The following is an 18,491-nucleotide window of genomic DNA, read 5'->3' on the forward strand; positions in this document are numbered from 1 at the left end:
GTAAAAATAAAGGGGAGTCTCAAAAAATCTTTTGAGACTCCCCTTTTCTTTTTATTTACTATTAAAATGCCCAGTTACCATTTCTCATGATTGGTTCAACTGAACCATCTTCTTTAATTCCATCGATGTTTAATTCCGCTGATCCGATCATAAAATCAACGTGAGTTAAACTTTGGTTAATTCCTAATTTTTCTTGCTCTTCTGAAGGTAATTTTTCTCCATCCTTCATATTGTTTGGATATGCTTTACCTAAAGCTAAGTGGCAAGAAGCATTTTCATCATATAATGTGTTGAAGAAAATTAAACCTGTATTTGAAATTGGTGAATCATGTGGTACTAAAGCTACTTCACCTAGACGGCGAGCACCTTCATCAGTATCTAATAAGTGTTGTAAAGTATCATAGCCTTTTTCAGCTGTGAAATCGACAACTTTACCATCTTTAAATGTTAAAGAGAAGTTTTCAATTAAATTTCCACCGTAATTTAATGGTAATGTCGCTTGAACAGTACCATTTACACCATGGCTATGTGGCATAGAGAAAACTTCTTCAGTTGGAATATTAGGATTAAACCATTTTCCATCTTCACTGTTCGCTCCGCCACCTTTCCATACATGATTATCTACTAAATCTAGTTTTAAATCAGTACCAGGTGCTGTGTAATGTAATGTTTTGTAACGTTTGTCATTTAATTGAACAACTTTTTCTTGTAAGAAATCATTGTGTTTAACCCAAGCTTCAACTGGATTTTCATTGTCAACTCGGCAAATTTTGAATACTGAATCCCAAAGTAAATCCATCGCTTTATCAATTGGTTCATTTGGATAAACTTTTTCAGCCCATTCAACACATGGAATAGCTACAATTGACCAACGAATTCTATCAGCCATCATGTATTCACGATAATTATGTAGTGCTTTGCTAGCTGTTTTATTAAAATTTGCAATACGTTTTGGATCGATCCCTTTTAATAATTCTGGGTTTGGTGAAATTACTGATAAAACAGCACCGCCATTTTCAGCTAATTCTTCCATTGCTGTTACTTTCCAGCCTGGGAATTCTTCAAAAACTTCATCAGGAGCTAGTTCATATTTAGTACGAGTAATTACATCATCATTCCAATCGATGTTTACATTTTTAGCTCCAGCTTCGTAAGCGAATTTTACTACTTTACGAACGAATTCTGCAGCTCCGATTGGTGCATTTATTTGTAATGTTTGTCCTGGTACGATATTAACACCACTTTTTACCGCAAGTTCAGCATATTTTTCTAATGATTTTTCAAACTGAGACATTGATATCCCTCCATGTTTAACGAATTAAAAACCTAACCTACTAAATTATAATATAAAGTTCAGAAAATTGGTACTCAAAAGAGACTGACTATTCATTTTTATTTGAAATGTCAGAAAGACCTTACCTGATTAGCAAATGACTTGATTAGTTGTCGCTATTTAACCAAAAAAAGCACTTTCGAAAAGTGCTTTTTTAGTGTATAGACAAAGTCCTAAAAACTTGATTTTTTATGAAACAATGTATGTCTCATAACCATTAACATTTAGGAATTTTTCAGCTTTCTCTCTGTCATTTTCTGTTTGAAGGCTTATTCTTAGTACACCTGGTAAACCTTCACGTGATTCTATGATCCTTAGATTCGTAATGCTTACTTCGTGAATCGATAAGATTGTCGTGATGTTAGCAAGCTCACCGACCCGATCTAAAACGTCTACATACAAATCAAAATAACTTGGGATGGCGCCATTTGCTTTTGCTGGCATGTTGTCTCTATAATCTTTTGATTCCTTGAAATAATGAAAGATATCTTCTTTATCCTGGCTTTCAACAAGCTGATACATTTGTTTCATATCATCAATCCAATTCGAAATTAATGAAAGCAATGTATCTTTATTTTGAATCACAATATCAGTCCACATTTTTGGGCTGCTTGATGCAATCCTAGTAATGTCTCGAAACCCACCAGCAGCTAAAGCTGTTACTAAAGGCTCGTCCTTCGCGTAGGTTTTAACTTGCTTAACAAGATTAGAAGCAATGAGATGTGGAAAATGGCTTACCACTCCAGTGATTTGATCATGTGTTTCTTCATCAATTACAACAAAATGTGAACCTGTTCCTTTAAGCCATTCTTTTAATTTATCGATTTGATCATTTTTAGTATTTTCACTTGGTGTCAAAATAAAATATGCATTTTCAAATAAATGAACTTTTGCACTCTCGATGCCCGTTTTATGGGAGCCTGCCATTGGATGACCTCCAATAAAGCAATAACCTTTATCTGTAAGAGTCTTCGAATGCCTCATAATTTCACTTTTCGTACTACCTACATCAGTTAATATGACATCATTCTTAAGTTCATATTCACTTAACATATGTATATATTTTATTGATTCCTCTACAGGACAAGAAAAAATGATTAGATGAGCCTTCTCGGCACAGTCTTTGAGCTGTACCGAGATTTCATCTAAAACTTGAATTCTTTTACCAATTTCAAGTTGTTTTTCGTTTATATCATATCCAATTATATTTACATCATGAACTTTTTTTATTGCCAAGGCAATTGAGCCTCCGATTAATCCAGTGCCAATTAAAAGGACGTTCTTTTTCAAGGCATTCACCGCCTATCCTTCATTAAGTAATATTATTTATGATTGAAGCTTTGCACGGAAGTCTTTTAACTCAAACATGAATTCTTCAAATTGCGGGATATTCATTTGTTGAGCTGAATCTGATAAAGCAACTGCTGGATCAGGGTGTACTTCAGCCATTACTGCATCTGCTCCAATTGCTAATGCTGCTTTTGCTGTCGGTAATAATAAGTCCTTACGACCTGTTGAATGGGTAACATCTACAACTACTGGTAAATGTGTTTCTTTCTTCAAAATAGGTACTGCTGAGATATCTAATGTATTTCTTGTAGCTTTCTCGTAAGTACGAATTCCTCTTTCACAAAGAATAATTTGGTCATTTCCTTGCGAAATAATGTATTCTGCTGCATTAATAAATTCTTCAATTGTTGCTGAAAGTCCACGTTTTAATAATACAGGTTTATTTACTTGCCCCACTGTTCTAAGTAAATCAAAGTTTTGCATATTACGTGCACCAATTTGAATTACATCAACGTATTCTAAAGATCTTTCAACATCATTTGGATTTAGTATTTCACTAATTACTGCTAAATCAAATTCATTTGCAACTTCTCTTAAAATTTGTAGTCCTTCGTAACCAAGTCCTTGGAAATCATATGGAGAAGTTCTAGGTTTAAATGCACCGCCTCGCATCATTGTTAAACCTTGTTGTTTCATAGCTTGTGCTACTGCACGAACTTGTTCGTAGCTCTCAACTGCACATGGCCCCATAATAAATGATTGAGAACCATCACCAAGAACAATATCATTTTTCACTTTAACGATTGTATTGTCTGGCTTTTTCTTTCTTGAAACTAAAAGAGCTTTTCTGTGATCATCCTCTTGTAGTTCTAAGCTTGCTTGGAAGATGGTCTTGAAAATATGTTGTAAAGTTGAAGTTTCAAATGGACCTTCATTTACATTTGCAATCATATCTAACACTTCACGCTCACGAACTGGATCGAAACGCTTAATACCATGTTTAATCTTTTGCTGACCAATTTCTTGAACAACTTTTCCACGCTCGTTTAATAATTCAACGATTTTTAAATTAATCTCATCAACCTTATCACGTAATTGCACTAACTCATTATTTGTACTCATTCCTTTTTCCTCCTCAAATTTTAAATGTCTATTCCAATACCACTTCTTTTATCAAGAAGAAAGTATGTAAAAAATGAAAACAAAAAGTCCCTACTGAATAAACAGTAGGGACGAATTATTTAATCGCGGTACCACCCTAGTTGTGAACAAAAATTCTGTTCACCACCTTCATTTTGTTAACGATCAAAATGACCGTCTCTATTTTCATTAAATGAAATAGAAATTGCTCCAAGAATGTAATTCAGCATACCTTATGTACTGACTCGCAGCTTCCGTCAGTTCTCTTAAACAGGGAAGTTATGCCTACTGTGCCCTTATCAACGCAATATATTTAATTGTCAAAAGATTCATTAAAAAAGTTATTAATGAGGATTATAAAGCACTTTTAAATAGACTGTCAATGCATTTTTTTCTAGAATATGTATCGATTTTAAAAAAGATACATCGTTATCGGAATGGTAGCGCTTACTATTTTCAACATTTTTTTTACACAGCTTACATTTTTTTTATGGTACAGACACACAGAATTTGTACATTACATAAATATATAAATAACAACCAACCTTACCTTCCTTAGGAGTGATTATATGCCTGGTTTATTTACCGCCTTAAGTCTTTTCTTAAAAGAAGTGTTTGTGTTTGTTTCCTATGTTAAAAATAATGCCTTCCCTCAACCTCTTTCTCAAGCCGAAGAGACGCTCTATTTAAATCGTATGGCAAATGGAGATGGAGAAGCACGAAATTTATTAATTGAACATAATTTAAGGCTTGTTGCTCACATTGTTAAGAAATTTGAAAATACTGGAGAAGATGCTGAAGATTTAATTTCGATTGGCACAATAGGTTTAATAAAGGCAATTGAGAGCTTTGTTCAAGGTAAAGGAACAAAATTAGCCACATATGCTGCTAGATGTATTGAAAACGAAATACTTATGCATTTACGTGCTTTAAAGAAAACAAAAAAAGATGTCTCCCTTCATGATCCGATAGGTCAGGATAAAGAGGGCAATGAAATTTCACTTTTAGACATATTAAAAACTGAGACAGAAGATGTAGTTGATCAAATTCAACTTAATATGGAATTAGAAAAAATCAAGCAATATATTAAGATTCTAGATGACCGTGAAAAGGATGTAATTATTCAGCGCTTTGGTATTGATATGGATAAGGAACTAACTCAACGTGAAATCGCAAAGAAATTAGGAATCTCAAGAAGTTATGTTTCGAGAATTGAAAAACGTGCTTTAATGAAAATGTACCACGAGTTTTTAAGAGCTGAAAAAGAAAAGAAAAAAGATAAAAAATAAACCACTAAAGATGAATATGACCTCCAATTGTTAGTCTGAACTAACAATTGGAGTGATTCATTTTTAGTGGTTTTATGCTTGCTCTTCTTTTTGCATTTTGCGTTTAAAATAATTGGATGTCAGAAAGAAACCTAATGCAATAATCAGCATTGTAAAAACGATACTCTCGACTATTAATATTTTATGTTGGGTTAATCCGTCCTTTGGAAGGAGAGTCCCGATATAGAAAAAAGTAGCCAATGCTGTTGTTATTGCTCCAAAAGTTTTAAAATCATTAACCTTCGCCTGTAGCTTTTTTAAATTCACGAATACTACACCTTCCCTTCTTGTTGACTTAATAACTTTAACATACTTTATACAAAAAAAGTGAAGGTAATTAAAGGTAGTACATGTAGAGATTAGTAAGTACATTTTGTCAATGAATTAAATATTGTCTTGTTGATTTAGACTTTTTGATAAATCACTAAAACTATATTGCTAAAACATAAAATGTAAAAAAGAAGAAAGGAATTATTTATAATCCCTTTCTTCTTTGAATGTTTTCACTATGTCAGCTATAAGTTATTTTAGACCATTCTTAATAAACTCAATTGTACGTTCAGTTTCCTGTTCTTCGTTCCAAAAAGGTGTATTTTCAAGGACGATTGAAGAGATCACTAGACCAATTACTGTTGAGATAATTAGTCTTAGTACAATCGGTATCGGTAGTTCTTTTATTTGTCCTTTATCGATAAACGATTGTAGTACAGTGGCTACTTTAGGGTACATTTTATCTTTAAAGAGTCTTTTTAGCTCTTCTTGCATATCGTCTTGGAATGGCATTTCTTGTATGATTATTTTTACGGCTGCCTTATTTTTCTTAGCAAATTCCATACGATTTTTAATCAGCGCATTAAGAAAATCTTCAAATGTTTCGTACTCTAAATGAAATACTGCTTTAGAAAAACGATCCATTTCAAAAGGAGCAATTGTTTTTACTAAGGTCGGTTTGATAATACTTTTTAATAAATCCTTTTTTGTTTTAAAGTAACGAAAAATAGTACCTTCAGCTACATTTGCTTTTTTTGCGATCTCATTGGTAGATGTACTAACGAAACCTTTTTCTGCAAAAATTTCAATTGCAGCTTCAAGAATTTTTATTTCTTTTTCATTCATTTCTTGTAATTTTTCTTCTGGAAAAAACTCTTCTAATTTAATTGGTAACACTCCTTAAATTGAACGCTGTTTCTTTAATGCAACTATATTTAAAGAAATAAATACGATTGAAAATCCAAGTAGGATCAATAATTGATATACAACATCAGAAAGCGACTGCCCTTTTATCATAATACCTCTAAGAGCTTCTGCTCCATATGTTAGTGGTAAAATACCCCCGATAAATTTGAACCAATTTGGTAAAAACGCCGTTGAGAATATACCTGAAAAAAGTATTTGCGGAACAGCAATAACAGGAATAAATTGTACAACTTGAAATTCATTATTTGCATATGCAGATAACAGCATACCAAGTGTAAGAGCAGTTAGAGATAATAAAATATTAACTACGCAGACTTCCCATGCACTTCCTACATTATACATATCTAATACACTGATTGAAAAGACAGTTATAATGATCGATTGGATTAAAGCAAAAAATCCAAAGCCTAGAATATAACCAACAACAATTTCCCATCTTTTAACTGGCGTGACGAGTAATCTTTCAAGTGTTGTTGTTAATCTTTCCCTTACAAATGAAATACCTGATAAGATAAATACAAATAAGAACGAGAAAAATCCAATAAAAATCGGTCCAATTGAATCAAATGATTCCATATTTTTACTACCATAAATTGGGTCCATTACAATTTTAAAATTAGAAGGTTTATTCTCCTTAACTGCTGATTGAATCGCATCCATTACTGCAGTTGTTCTTGCTTTATCTGTACCTTCAAACTGTACTACTATTTCTCCTGATTTAAATAAGACAGCACCATCAAGATCCATCTTTTTCAATTTATCTTCAATGTCTGAAGGATTTACATTTTTTACTTTCGCATAATCTTTTACTATTTGCTCAAATGCTGGAGGGGCATCTACTAGGGCTAAAGTTGGTTTTGTGTCATCTTGTTTTAAGATATAAGAAAATAAAAACAATAATACGATCGGAGCAACAAAAATCATTGCAAGGGATCTTCTATCTTTTAAAAATTGTTTTATTATTCGTTTAGAAATAGCAAAGACTCTCATGAGCTCACCTCAGTATTAAAATATAGGTCTTCGATTTTGCCTGTTTTAGATTGCGAGATTAAATTTTCAGTAGTATCTAAAGCGATTAATTCTCCTTCTCTAATTAATCCGATTCGTTCACATTTTTCAGCTTCTTCCATGATATGGGTTGTAATGATGATCGTAGTACCTTGTTTTTTCATTTCAAAAAATTGATTCCAAATTTGCTTTCTGAGTACTGGATCAATTCCAACTGTTGGTTCATCAAGGATTAGTAAAGTAGGTTTATGGAGGATTGATATGGCAAGAGAAAGTCGTTTTTTCATTCCCCCTGAATATTGATTAACTTGCTTGTTTAATGAATCCTCTAACCCAACGATTTGGGCTACTTCTTGAATTCTCGACTTAAGTTCTTTACCTTTTAAATTATATAGGGCACCAAAAAAACTTAAATTATCAGCACCCGTTAAATCGCTGTATAAAGCGTCAGATTGTCCCATATAGCCTATTGACGGAAGGACTGCGAAATTAGGCATTTCGTTATTATAAACTAATACTTCTCCTCTTGAACTTTTATCAATCCCTGCAATCAATTTTATTAAAGTTGTTTTACCTGAACCTGATGGACCTAAAATCCCAAATATCTCCCCTTCTTGAATGTTCATTGAAATATTTTTTAGTACAGCTCTTTTTCCAAATAAACGATCAACTTTTTGGATTTGAACAACATTGCTCATTTTTTTATTCCTCCGTTCAAGTCTATATCTTTTCTAGTACAATGAGTGAGTACTCACTTTATACCTTTATCTTAATTCACTTTTTATTGCTAGTCAACAAAAAGTGAGTACTCACTCAATTGTATTTAAACAAAAAAAGAAAGATGCCTATAATACATCTTTCTTTAAACAATTTATAACGCTTTAATCATTTCCTCAACCATTAATGTTGAATTAACAGCCGCAGTATGAAGGAATTGATCAAATGAAATATTTGATTCTTTACCTGCAATATCTGACAACGCACGTGTTACAACAAATGGTACTTTAAAAGCATAACAAACTTGAGCAATTGCAGCTGCTTCCATCTCTACAGCATACAGATCACCAAATTTCTCTTTTACGAAGTCAACTCTTACTGGATCGTTCATAAATGAATCGCCAGTTACGATTAATCCTTCAACAACTTGGATACCATTAATTTTTTCAGCGCATTTTTTAGCGATAGACTTTAATTTATCATCAGAAGGGAATGCAGCTGGCATACCTGGAACTTGTCCGTATTCATAATTGAATGCTGTAACGTCTACGTCATGATGACGCACTTCAGTTGAGATAACAACGTCACCAACATTTAAGTCCGTATGAAGTCCGCCTGCAGATCCTGTGTTAATAACAACATCTGGTTGATATTTTTCTAAAAGAATTGCTGTTGCCATTGCTGCATTAACTTTACCAATGCCAGACTTTAATAAAATTACTTCTTTTCCTTCGTATGTACCTATGTTATATTCTGAGCCTGCAACTTCTTCTTTTCTCAGGTTGTCTAATTTATCACGTAATACATGTACTTCTTCTTCCATTGCTCCAATAATAGCTATTTTCATTCTTTCAATTCCCTACTTTCTCTTTCAAACTTTAATCATTTTACCATATAGCGACATATCATTCATCTTTAAGAATACGTACAACTTTATTCTCGCGTTTTAATACTTTAACTCGTTTACTTCTTGTACCAAAATAGGGAGCCAGCCCTCTTTTACAACCCAGTGTAAGTATACGACATATTTATAGCTTAAGTCGTTTGTGGCAACGTATATTTTTATACTTTGCTGATCATATCCTTGACCAATATGCCAAACTGAATAATCTTCTTTTGTTAAAGAAATCGCATTTGATACTGCTTCTTCCATTTCATAAAAGTCCTGAGACCTATGACTATAGTGAACTGTATGAGGCTCAATTTGTCTTGTTTTGTTCGGTGTCCATTCTTTTACAGTCGATTCTATAATATTTTCATCATTTATTGAATCTTTAATAATCTCATTTACTTTTTCACGATATTTCGCTTGATATGGATTCGGTATATCAGTCATTTGCTTTGGTTCTTGAGCAATCGTAGTAATCTTAGCTTTTGCAGTATTAGGCTCGATCTTTTGTTGGTTGACAATCGGTAAAGTTATTTTTATCCCTAAATAGATGATTCCAAAAAGAAGTGGAATAAGTAGTATTCTGTAAAAATAATTTCCTCTTCGTACTCGTCTTAATTTTTGGACCCTTTTGTTTGGTTCAATCGATGACATTGACAAAATCCTCCAAAAACAACTAATTTTTCCCTATTTTAACATAGAGTTAATTAATTAAAAATAGCTATTTTGTGTGGTTTTTATCAAAGTTATATATTGATTTTATTAAACTTGTAACAGTGTCAGAGGTAGATGTAACTTCGTTTGAAACATTTAAACTAACTACTGCGAATGCATATCTTGGCTTATCATATGGAAAATAACCTGCAAACCATTTGTTTTGTTCAACAATTTTACCATCTACTACTTTTGTTTCTGCTGTACCACTTTTCCCTGCTAAAGTATAAGGCAAACTAGTATAGCGATTTCCCGTTCCTTTTGCATCTGTCACTACACCTCGAAGTAACTCTCTTAATTGTTGCATTGAATCTGGAGCTAGATAATCATCTACTAATGTCTGTTCTGGGAATTTAAACATTTCTGTACCATTTTTATATAATACAGAATCTACTACTTTTATTTGTTTTGGGCTACCACCTCGTGCAATAGTAGCCATCATATTAGCTACGGCTAAAGGGGATACTTTTACATCCTGTTGCCCAATGGAAGTATTTAAGAGCTTATCACTTAAATAGTTTCCTACAAAATAAGTTGGTTTCCCTTCATTTTGAAATTGACTAAAATTAGACTCATGATAAACAGATCCTGTCCATCCTACTGGACCATCTAATCCTAGCTTTTTGGCATATGTTTGAAACATATCTTTATTTTTTAAAGTTAATTGCTTACCTAATTGGCCAAATGTGTAATTACAACTTTCATAGAAACTTTGTTGAAAATTTAAATTACCTTTTCGCTTTTTCTCTTCATCTTCGTATTTACCGACTAGATTATTATTACAATTATACATTTGATTTTCTTTCACAATTCCTTGATCTATTGCGGCAGCCGCTACAACTGTTTTAAAGACTGAACCAGGTGTACTAGCTAATAGTGCATAATTAGTCGCTGTATTATCATTCGAAGAATATAAATTTTGGAAATTCATATTTGGCCGGCTAACCATTGCTAATAAATTGTTAGTCTTGACGTCAATTAGCACTGCTGCACCTTTTTGAAGTTTAGCTTGGTCTACAGCTTGTTCTAATATTTGTTGTAAATCTTTATCTAATGTAGTTGAAAGGGAAACTGGATAAAATGGATTACTAGGTTTTGCGTATTTTACTTCATTTCCAAACATCGGTTTACCTAAATTATCTACGTGAAGCATTAAATTAGATGTACCATCAGATTTTAAGAAATCTTCAAACTGAGCTTCTAAACCAATTACTCCAAATTCTTTAGGCTTATAATCTCGATCACTTTCATACTGTTTTTCATATTGTTTTTTATTTTCCCTAGCTATTCCAATTAGGTGTTCAGCCAATTGTTTATCGTCTTTATCTTGAGACAACATGGAAATTAATCCAGAAACATGTAAATTATTTATTTCATCAATTTTTTCCGATGTTAATGTTTTTGTTATTCCTTCTAATGTAAAAGGTTCTTTTTTACCATTAAACTGATTTTTAATTTTTGCAACCGGTACTCCTGTAATCGATGATAATTTATCAATCGGCCAATCAATTGTTTTTAAAAATGGAAATAAAATAACTTTTGGAGTGTAAGCTGCACTTAATAATTTTCCATTCCGGTCAAGTATTTGTCCACGTCCATTATCAATCCGAAACTGAAATGTTCTTTGAGCAACACTTCGTTCGACTAAATTTACCTTTTGTGGGCCAAAATTCTTTTGATGAAGTACACTAATATCTAAACATCTGTATACGATTAACGAAAATAGTAACGAAATAATAATTAATATGGCTTTTATCCGTCTATGCATATAAAAAACACCTCATCTACAGTGTAGACGGGGTGTTCTTTTTTCAAACAATTAAATTGTTAAACAAATCAAATTATTTAACAGCAATAATTCTTACTTGCATATCTCCACCTGGAGTATTAACTGTCACTTCTTCACCAACAGTTTTGCCTAATAAGCTTTTTGCGATTGGAGAATCATTTGAAATTTTACCTTCAAATGGATCAGCCTCAGCACTACCTACAATTGTATAAGTTTCTTCGTCACCAGCTGGTAATTCTAAGAAAGTTACAGATTTACCTAAAGTTACTGTATCTGATGCATCATTATTTTCAGTAATAATTTCAGCATTACGGATCATATTTTCTAAAGTTGTAATACGACCTTCAACAAATGCTTGTTCATCTTTTGCAGCATCGTATTCAGAGTTCTCTGAAAGGTCACCAAAGCTACGAGCAATTTTAATACGCTCTACTACTTCAGCACGCTTTACTGTTTTTAAATTTTCTAATTCTTGTTCTAATTTTTGTTTCCCAGCTAAAGTCATAGGGAATTTTTTTTCGTTAGCCATTTTGTACACTCCTTTTAGTATCCACCGTTTCTTTTATGTAAAACTTCTAAATATATGTTTATACAATGTAGTTGTACAAACAGTGTATGAGAATAATTTATGAAACATTTAACTTATGAAAACGCATTCTTTTATATAGAAAGATGAAGAAGTATGTGCTTCTCCATCTTTCCAAAATTATATTTAGGAATTATTCTCTTATATGAACGTATTATAATACACTTACTCTTTCAAGTATAGTCTGAATTTTTGTAGCCATTAAATCAATAGCCACAAAGTTCTGACCGCCTTCTGGTATGATAATATCTGCGAATTTCTTAGATGGTTCACAGAATTGATTATGCATAGGTCGTACAACATTTACATATTGGTCTACCACAGAATCGACTGTTCTTCCACGTTCTTTTATATCTCGTTGTATTCGACGAAGAATTCGTAAGTCAGCATCCGTATCTACAAATATTTTTATATCCATTAAGTCACGTAAACGCTCGTCTTCTAATACTAGAATACCTTCTAAAATAATTACTTCTTTTGGTTCTACAGGGATTGTTTCTGAAGATCTTGTATGAATTGTATAGTCATATACAGGTTTTTCAATTGCTTTGTATTGCAATAAATCTTTTATATGCTCAATAAACAAATCATTATCAAATGCTAATGGATGGTCATAATTTGTTTTCAATCTTTCTTCCATTGGTAAATGCGTTTGATCTCTATAATAAGAATCTTGCTGAATCATTAAAATTGAATGACCTTTAAATTGATCATAGATTGCTTTTGTTACAGAAGTTTTACCAGAGCCAGTCCCTCCAGCAATTCCAATTACAATGGGCTTATTCCCCATACTTCAATCCCTCTTTCTTATCAAACTAACTTTTTTCTCATCATGTTGTAAGGATAAACTTTTTGATCCACTTTAATTTTTACAATTTCTAATGGATGTCTTGCAGCGTCTACTTCTGTACCTTCTTCATTAACAATTACACCAACTGTTTGTTTGAAGTTGTCCATTTCAGGTCCAAAGAATTCAATTTGGTCACCTGGTTTGAAGTAGTTACGTTGTTGGATTGTTGCGATACCAGTTTCATCATCATAGTCTAATACAAGACCTGCAAAATCATACGTTGTTTTTTTGCTATGATTTCCATACATTTGCTCTTTCATTCCTGGGAATCCTTCAAAGAACGAAGATGCAGTGTCACGATTCGCACATTTATCTAGTTCTTCAACCCATTCTTCTTTAAATTCAAAGTTTTCTGGGTCAGCACAATATGCATCAATTATTTTACGATAAACAGATACAACTGTTGCTACGTAATGAATTGACTTCATACGTCCTTCAATTTTTAAACTATCTACACCCATTTCAATAAATTTAGGAATTGAACGTAATAAATTTAAATCTTTCGGGCTCATTGCAAATGGAGCATCTTCTTCAGCAAATAAAGCATTTTCTGAAGCATCCGGATTTTGAGACTCAGTTTGAACTAAATCGTAATCCCAACGACATGATTGACAGCATCCACCACGGTTTGAATCACGTGCAGTCATATGATTACTCAACGTACAACGGCCAGAATAAGCAATACACATTGCTCCATGAATAAACGTTTCAATTTCAACGTCTACTTTTTCTTTGATTTCTCTTATTTCTTCATAGCTCGTCTCACGTGCTAATACTAATCGATGTAATCCTTCTTCTTTCCAGTACTGTGCAGCACGATAATTTGATAACGATTGTTGTGTACTTAAATGTACCTCTAATTTAGGTGCAGCTTCTTTACATGTTTCAATAATATATGGGTCAGCTACAATAATACCTGTAACTCCTGCAGCTTCAATGCCTTGTAAATACTCAACTAATCCGTCCATGTTTTCGTTATGAGCAAATATATTTGTTGTTACATAAATTTTCGCATTAAATTTGTTTGCAAACTCTACACCTTCAGCCATTTCTTCAATAGAGAAGTTATCTGCATTCGAACGTAAACCAAACTCTCTACCACCAATAAATACAGCATCTGCGCCATATCTTACTGCAATTTTTAATTTTTCTAAATTACCAGCTGGTGCTAATAGTTCAGGTTTCTTCACGATTACACGTTTGCCATCAACTATTTTATCTAATTGTCCAATTGCCATTATTAGTCCTCCTCTTTAATACAGGTAAGGTACAAGGTTCTAGTTCTAGAATTCCCTGGCTTTCCTGCTTTTCAAGCATAAATCTTACCTCTATTAATAAACTGTTTCTTTAAAGAAGAATCCAGTGTCCAGTGGTCTATTTACAGGTTGGATTGCTTCGATTTTGTCGAAAAGTTCGTCTTTGATTTCTTCGTATGCTTCACGGTCTTCTACACATAGGTCTATAGCTTGTCTGTATAGTTTAGTTACTTCAATGATATACTCTGAAGATTTTAAGACACCATCAATTTTGAATGAATCAATACCTGCATCAACTAATTCTTCTAACTCGTTAACGATACAAATATCATTTGGACTCATAATATGAGTTCCATTTTGATCTTCAAAAATTGGATATTTATTATTACGCTCGTGGTCAACTAAGAACATATTTTCTTCATATTTCTTTTGCTCAACGATTTCTAAATTCTTTCCTTGGTATTCAAAATAGTTACCAACAAGTGAACGTTTTGATTGGAACATAGCAGTCATTCCATGTACTTGTACTTCGATTTCTACTTTAGCATTTTCTTTAATTTCAGCGACAGCTTCAAAACTTAATTCTCTAGCTAATACCGCACGTTTTGATCCACGTTTACCCCAGTAATTACAAGTAAACCAGTTTGTAGCCGTTGTTTCTGTATTCCAATGTAATTGCATATTAGGTGCAATCGCACGTACTGACATAAGAACAGCAGGATCTCCGAATACAATTGCATCCACATTTGCATCTCTTAAAAAAGCAATATAATCTTCAATTTCATCAAGAATTTCATTATGGTAAACGCCATTCATCGCTACATATACTTTTACATTTTTTTTATGTGCAATTTCTACTGCTTCTTTTACAGCTTCACGACTAAATTCGCCCGCTAAGCGTAATCCAAAACGTTGTTCACCAATAATAACTGCATCTGCACCAGCATCAGCTAATTTATCTATATCATTTAGGTTAGTTGGCGTAACTAATAATTCAGGCTTAATCATTATTAACTCCCCTTTTCTTACTAATAGCAACTCCATCACCAATTGGTATAATTGTCGAATCATACTTAGGGTGATTCATTAGCCATTCATTGTAATTTTGAATCTTTTTTATTAAAGCTTTCTTTCGTCGGTCATCAACTAAATCCGCACTTTCAGCAACTTGGCCTTTAAATAAAACATTATCTGAAATGATAACACCTCTGTCCGATAACAAAGGCTCATATAATTCAAAAAATCGTTTATATTGAGCTTTAGCTGCGTCGATAAAAATAACATCAAATTGTCTGTTCTCAGGCAACTTTTCTTTTAAAAGTAAAGCATCACCTTCTAAAAGTAAAATTCGATTACTGTAATCACTTCGCTCAATAAACTCTTTTGCTTTTCGAATTCTCTCTGCATTTCGCTCCATTGTAACAATCTTCACATTTGGAAACTCTTTTGCCATTCGAATACTTGAATAACCTATCGCACTACCAATTTCGAGAATGGAAGTTGGCTGTATTAAATAAAGTAAACCAAGCATAAATTCCATGCCTGCTTTATCCATTATCGGCACATGATGCTCCAATGCATATGTTTCCATTTCTTCTATAAAAGGTTCTCTATGTTTATAAAAATTCGCCAAGTATTGACGAACTAAAACGTCATTCATTGCTTATAAAGCCTCCAATAGAAATACAACCTTGTCTTAAAACAAGGTGTAAGTAAAATTTCTGTGTATCTGAATTTTTTTAGACCCGTAATATTCTAACATAAAAAAAAGACCCTTGGCTAGTACCAAGAATAGTTGCAACGCTTTCACAATTTTTTAATTTACAAAATTCCTCAGTAGACTATTTATACTACTGAGGAATTTAATATTTTCACTTTAAAAAAAATTATAAATTGGCAGCAAGGTAGAGTACTCGATGTGGTTGCCAATTTTAGGAATAAAGTATAAGTTCAACTACGCCTCTGTCTTCGCCTATAAGGCTTATCACTCGACGAGTTTTCTATAATATACAAGTATTTCCAACTTTTTATTTTATATGCTTTTCTTTTTCTGTATTGTGCTCTGCTAACGATTTTGTAAAGATTACTTTTCCTGTTTTATCAGCAAGGAAATATAAATAATCTGATTTGGCAGGCTCAAGAGCAGCTACTATACTATCAACGCCAGCACTTGCGATTGGTCCTACCGGTAACCCTTTAATATAATAAGTATTATAAGGAGATTTAACTTCTAAATCTTTATATAATACACGTTCTTTATGTTTACCCAGTGCATACAAAACTGTTGGATCCGTCTGTAATGGCATTCCAACTTTAAGTCGATTATAAAATACACTTGAAATTAACTTTCGATCGGTTGTACCAGTTGCTTCTTCTTCAATTAACGAGGCCATTGTTAATGTCTGATGAGGCGTAAGTTTTTTGTTACTCATTTCTGCTTTATATTGGTCCAAAATTTTCACTGTTTCATTTAGCATAGGAGTGATAATTTCTTCTAAGCTCGGAGTAAAATCCCCATACATATAAGTTGAAGGATATAAGTACCCTTCTAAGGGATAGCGAATTCCAGGTTTAAAAACATCATTCGTTATTAATTGAGGAAACTTTTTTTGTAGCCCCTGAATAAATGCTTTATCATTCAACTGTTTTAGTACAGCTGCTTGATCTAATTTAAATTCTTTTGCGATAATCGCTGCGATTTCGTTTAATTGAGATCCTTCAGGAATCATTAAATCCTTTACAGCAACTTGATATTTACCACCTACCTGTAAATGGTTTACAATCGTTGCAACCCCTTGGTTTTCGCTAAAATGATAATTCCCTGATTTTAGACTAGCGTTGTTATGCAACTTCACATATAGTTTAAAAATTGATGTATTTTTTATTAAGTTTTTCTTTTTAAAAATTGCTGCAATATTATCAACAGAACTTCCTTCAGGAATTGTTACCAATTTAATTTGTTTATTTGCTGAATTAACAGGTTTTAACATATATTTATAAGTTGCAAAACCCGCACCAACTATGACAATACAAGCAATAAGTAAATATGTAAAAATAAGCATACCTCTGCTTTTTTTATTTGTATTCTTGTATCCATTTTTATCAAAATCATTAAATGACAAACTTATCTACCTCCTTTTCCACGTTATAGTATACTACAAATATGTGCTAAATCGGCAATTTTCTACATAAAAAAATGCTAAACACTTTTATAAGCGCTTAGCATTTTTAAATCCAGAGATATTATTCTCCCTCTTCTTCATCAAAGAAAGTGTTTAATACTTCTTCAACCATTTCCCACTCTTCGTCAGATTCGATTGGATATAACTCTCCATCTTCACCATCTTCTGCAGGAATGAAGCTAGATGCATGGTAAATTGGGTCTCCATCTTCATCAAACTCTTGTCCAACTGGACTATAAATTACGTATGATTTACCATAATCATCTGATTCAAAAGTCATGATAATATTGCAAAGAATCTCATTACCTTCCTCATCGATGATTGTAATTTGTCTGTCTTCACCGTGTTCCATTTATATCACCTCAATTATTTATCCTTTTATGTATAAGTGAATAGTTGGAGGGGCCGCCCAATTAGTTAGATTGCAAATACACTTATTGTCGGCCAGGCTCCATTCTTCTTTATCACTTTATACTATCTAAGTAGTTTTGTAAAATAACTACTGCTGCCATTTTATCGATAACTTGTTTTCTTTTCTTACGACTTACGTCAGCAGAGATTAGAAAACGTTCGGCAGCCATTGTTGAAAGTCTTTCATCCCATAGTATAACCGGAAGATTGAATTCTTCTTCAATCATTTTTCCAAAACGCGTACAAGCTTCACCGCGTTCACCAATACTTCCGTTCATATTTTTAGGTAAGCCTACAACTATTTTTTCGACTTCGTAGCTGTCGATGATTTCTTTTAGTCGGTCTAGTCCAAATTTCTGACGTTCTTCATCTATTTTGACTGTCTCAATACCTTGAGCTGTCCAACCAAGAGCATCACTTACAGCTACACCAATTGTTTTAGTACCTACATCTAGCCCAAGTGCTCTCATTAATTATTCTCCACGATGTTGTTGTAAGTAAGATTTAACTAATTCCTCAATGATTTCATCACGTTCTAATTTTTTCATCATACTTCTTGCGTCATTGTGACGAGGAATGTATGCAGGATCACCTGATAATAAGTATCCTACTATTTGATTGATTGGATTATAGCCTTTTTCTTGTAACGCGTCATGAACCTTTAACAAAACTTCATTAACTCGTATATCTTGACCTTCATCTTGCAAACTAAACTTCATCGTTTTATCAAATGAATCCATACAAAGCACCCCACTTATCCGTATATTTTTAGCTAATTACATTGTACCATTTTTATTACAC

General features: G+C 32.8%; 20 protein-coding genes and 1 other annotated feature. Of the genes, 1 reads left to right on the top strand and 19 read right to left on the bottom strand.

Going from position 1 to position 18,491, the window contains the following annotated elements; genetic code table 11:
* Positions 1 to 61 precede the first annotated feature (61 nt).
* From V5E38_RS15305 to V5E38_RS15315, 3 genes are all read right to left on the bottom strand, one after another.
* Positions 62 to 1,294: an aminopeptidase gene (locus V5E38_RS15305; RefSeq protein WP_097978173.1), complete on the bottom strand. Its 1,233-nt coding sequence runs from the start codon at positions 1,292 to 1,294 to the stop codon at positions 62 to 64.
* A gap of 228 nt (positions 1,295 to 1,522) precedes the next feature.
* Positions 1,523 to 2,623: a prephenate dehydrogenase gene (locus V5E38_RS15310; protein ID WP_499210662.1), complete on the bottom strand. Its 1,101-nt coding sequence runs from the start codon at positions 2,621 to 2,623 to the stop codon at positions 1,523 to 1,525.
* A 36-nt stretch (positions 2,624 to 2,659) separates the two neighbouring features.
* The gene (locus V5E38_RS15315) at positions 2,660 to 3,745 is read right to left on the bottom strand and encodes a bifunctional 3-deoxy-7-phosphoheptulonate synthase/chorismate mutase (protein ID WP_335480285.1); all 1,086 of its coding nucleotides are present in this window, start codon (positions 3,743 to 3,745) and stop codon (positions 2,660 to 2,662) included.
* Positions 3,746 to 3,848: 103 nt separating this feature from the next.
* Positions 3,849 to 4,075, bottom strand: a binding site (T-box leader).
* Positions 4,076 to 4,332: 257 nt separating this feature from the next.
* Here V5E38_RS15315 and sigK point away from each other — a divergent pair.
* Positions 4,333 to 5,052 (top strand): RNA polymerase sporulation sigma factor SigK, encoded by a 720-nt coding sequence (gene sigK, locus V5E38_RS15320; RefSeq protein ID WP_069035122.1) that lies wholly within the window; start codon positions 4,333 to 4,335, stop codon positions 5,050 to 5,052.
* A 72-nt stretch (positions 5,053 to 5,124) separates the two neighbouring features.
* On the opposite strand, the gene V5E38_RS15325 is transcribed toward sigK, so the two are convergent.
* From V5E38_RS15325 to V5E38_RS15400, 16 genes are all read right to left on the bottom strand, one after another.
* Positions 5,125 to 5,358, bottom strand: a complete 234-nt coding sequence (locus tag V5E38_RS15325; protein ID WP_176522677.1) for a YrhC family protein — start codon at positions 5,356 to 5,358, stop codon at positions 5,125 to 5,127.
* A gap of 255 nt (positions 5,359 to 5,613) precedes the next feature.
* Positions 5,614 to 6,258: a TetR/AcrR family transcriptional regulator gene (locus V5E38_RS15330; protein ID WP_499210663.1), complete on the bottom strand. Its 645-nt coding sequence runs from the start codon at positions 6,256 to 6,258 to the stop codon at positions 5,614 to 5,616.
* Between the two features lie 3 nt (positions 6,259 to 6,261).
* Entirely contained in the window at positions 6,262 to 7,278 is a 1,017-nt protein-coding gene (locus tag V5E38_RS15335; protein WP_499210664.1) for an ABC transporter permease, read from the bottom strand.
* Entirely contained in the window at positions 7,275 to 7,994 is a 720-nt protein-coding gene (locus V5E38_RS15340; RefSeq protein ID WP_499210665.1) for an ABC transporter ATP-binding protein, read from the bottom strand. Before V5E38_RS15340 ends, V5E38_RS15335 begins: the two co-directional genes overlap by 4 nt.
* A 173-nt stretch (positions 7,995 to 8,167) precedes the next feature.
* Positions 8,168 to 8,860 carry a 5'-methylthioadenosine/S-adenosylhomocysteine nucleosidase gene (gene mtnN / locus V5E38_RS15345; RefSeq protein WP_097979014.1) on the bottom strand — a complete coding sequence of 231 codons (693 nt, stop codon included), beginning with the start codon at positions 8,858 to 8,860 and terminating at the stop codon, positions 8,168 to 8,170.
* 99 nt (positions 8,861 to 8,959) lie between these two features.
* A complete protein-coding gene (locus V5E38_RS15350; protein WP_097979015.1) occupies positions 8,960 to 9,556 on the bottom strand; it encodes a YrrS family protein in 597 nt (198 codons plus the stop codon).
* Positions 9,557 to 9,623: 67 nt separating this feature from the next.
* Positions 9,624 to 11,384 carry a peptidoglycan D,D-transpeptidase FtsI family protein gene (locus V5E38_RS15355; protein ID WP_499210666.1) on the bottom strand — a complete coding sequence of 587 codons (1,761 nt, stop codon included), beginning with the start codon at positions 11,382 to 11,384 and terminating at the stop codon, positions 9,624 to 9,626.
* 73 nt (positions 11,385 to 11,457) lie between these two features.
* Complete coding sequence (greA, locus tag V5E38_RS15360) at positions 11,458 to 11,934, bottom strand: transcription elongation factor GreA (RefSeq protein ID WP_097979017.1); 477 nt, start codon at positions 11,932 to 11,934, stop codon at positions 11,458 to 11,460.
* Positions 11,935 to 12,145: 211 nt separating this feature from the next.
* Positions 12,146 to 12,781, bottom strand: coding sequence for a uridine kinase (udk, locus tag V5E38_RS15365; RefSeq protein ID WP_056472723.1), 636 nt, complete (start codon positions 12,779 to 12,781; stop codon positions 12,146 to 12,148).
* Positions 12,782 to 12,801: 20 nt separating this feature from the next.
* Positions 12,802 to 14,079 (bottom strand): peptidase U32 family protein, encoded by a 1,278-nt coding sequence (locus V5E38_RS15370; RefSeq protein ID WP_499210667.1) that lies wholly within the window; start codon positions 14,077 to 14,079, stop codon positions 12,802 to 12,804.
* A 93-nt stretch (positions 14,080 to 14,172) separates the two neighbouring features.
* Positions 14,173 to 15,105 (bottom strand): peptidase U32 family protein, encoded by a 933-nt coding sequence (locus V5E38_RS15375; RefSeq protein ID WP_098566218.1) that lies wholly within the window; start codon positions 15,103 to 15,105, stop codon positions 14,173 to 14,175.
* Positions 15,098 to 15,757 carry an O-methyltransferase gene (locus V5E38_RS15380; RefSeq protein ID WP_097979020.1) on the bottom strand — a complete coding sequence of 220 codons (660 nt, stop codon included), beginning with the start codon at positions 15,755 to 15,757 and terminating at the stop codon, positions 15,098 to 15,100. The genes V5E38_RS15375 and V5E38_RS15380 overlap by 8 nt, the downstream gene beginning before the upstream one ends.
* 367 nt (positions 15,758 to 16,124) lie before the next feature.
* On the bottom strand, positions 16,125 to 17,219 hold the full coding sequence (gene mltG / locus V5E38_RS15385) for an endolytic transglycosylase MltG (RefSeq protein ID WP_499210668.1): 1,095 nt from the start codon (positions 17,217 to 17,219) through the stop codon (positions 16,125 to 16,127).
* A 121-nt stretch (positions 17,220 to 17,340) separates the two neighbouring features.
* The gene (locus V5E38_RS15390; protein ID WP_056472710.1) at positions 17,341 to 17,631 is read right to left on the bottom strand and encodes a DUF1292 domain-containing protein; all 291 of its coding nucleotides are present in this window, start codon (positions 17,629 to 17,631) and stop codon (positions 17,341 to 17,343) included.
* 112 nt (positions 17,632 to 17,743) lie between these two features.
* The gene (gene ruvX, locus V5E38_RS15395; RefSeq protein ID WP_097979021.1) at positions 17,744 to 18,160 is read right to left on the bottom strand and encodes a Holliday junction resolvase RuvX; all 417 of its coding nucleotides are present in this window, start codon (positions 18,158 to 18,160) and stop codon (positions 17,744 to 17,746) included.
* A 3-nt stretch (positions 18,161 to 18,163) separates the two neighbouring features.
* A complete protein-coding gene (locus V5E38_RS15400) occupies positions 18,164 to 18,430 on the bottom strand; it encodes an IreB family regulatory phosphoprotein (RefSeq protein ID WP_056472706.1) in 267 nt (88 codons plus the stop codon).
* Positions 18,431 to 18,491: the final 61 nt, after the last annotated feature.

The organism is Rossellomorea sp. GAMAL-10_SWC, assembly GCF_049568075.1.
Lineage (GTDB): Bacteria > Bacillota > Bacilli > Bacillales > Bacillaceae_G > Gottfriedia.

Bases quoted from the DNA above. Each gene is read 5' to 3' on its own strand.
- V5E38_RS15305 (WP_097978173.1), bottom strand. From the start codon at position 1,294: ATGTCTCAGTTTGAAAAATCATTAGAAAAATATGCTGAACTTGCGGTA.
- V5E38_RS15315 (WP_335480285.1), bottom strand. From the start codon at position 3,745: ATGAGTACAAATAATGAGTTAGTGCAATTACGTGATAAGGTTGATGAG.
- sigK (WP_069035122.1), top strand. From the start codon at position 4,333: ATGCCTGGTTTATTTACCGCCTTAAGTCTTTTCTTAAAAGAAGTGTTT.
- V5E38_RS15335 (WP_499210664.1), bottom strand. From the start codon at position 7,278: ATGAGAGTCTTTGCTATTTCTAAACGAATAATAAAACAATTTTTAAAA.
- V5E38_RS15340 (WP_499210665.1), bottom strand. From the start codon at position 7,994: ATGAGCAATGTTGTTCAAATCCAAAAAGTTGATCGTTTATTTGGAAAA.
- mtnN (WP_097979014.1), bottom strand. From the start codon at position 8,860: ATGAAAATAGCTATTATTGGAGCAATGGAAGAAGAAGTACATGTATTA.
- V5E38_RS15350 (WP_097979015.1), bottom strand. From the start codon at position 9,556: ATGTCATCGATTGAACCAAACAAAAGGGTCCAAAAATTAAGACGAGTA.
- V5E38_RS15355 (WP_499210666.1), bottom strand. From the start codon at position 11,384: ATGCATAGACGGATAAAAGCCATATTAATTATTATTTCGTTACTATTT.
- greA (WP_097979017.1), bottom strand. From the start codon at position 11,934: ATGGCTAACGAAAAAAAATTCCCTATGACTTTAGCTGGGAAACAAAAA.
- udk (WP_056472723.1), bottom strand. From the start codon at position 12,781: ATGGGGAATAAGCCCATTGTAATTGGAATTGCTGGAGGGACTGGCTCT.
- V5E38_RS15370 (WP_499210667.1), bottom strand. From the start codon at position 14,079: ATGGCAATTGGACAATTAGATAAAATAGTTGATGGCAAACGTGTAATC.
- V5E38_RS15375 (WP_098566218.1), bottom strand. From the start codon at position 15,105: ATGATTAAGCCTGAATTATTAGTTACGCCAACTAACCTAAATGATATA.
- V5E38_RS15380 (WP_097979020.1), bottom strand. From the start codon at position 15,757: ATGAATGACGTTTTAGTTCGTCAATACTTGGCGAATTTTTATAAACAT.
- V5E38_RS15390 (WP_056472710.1), bottom strand. From the start codon at position 17,631: ATGGAACACGGTGAAGACAGACAAATTACAATCATCGATGAGGAAGGT.
- ruvX (WP_097979021.1), bottom strand. From the start codon at position 18,160: ATGAGAGCACTTGGGCTAGATGTAGGTACTAAAACAATTGGTGTAGCT.
- V5E38_RS15400 (WP_056472706.1), bottom strand. From the start codon at position 18,430: ATGGATTCATTTGATAAAACGATGAAGTTTAGTTTGCAAGATGAAGGT.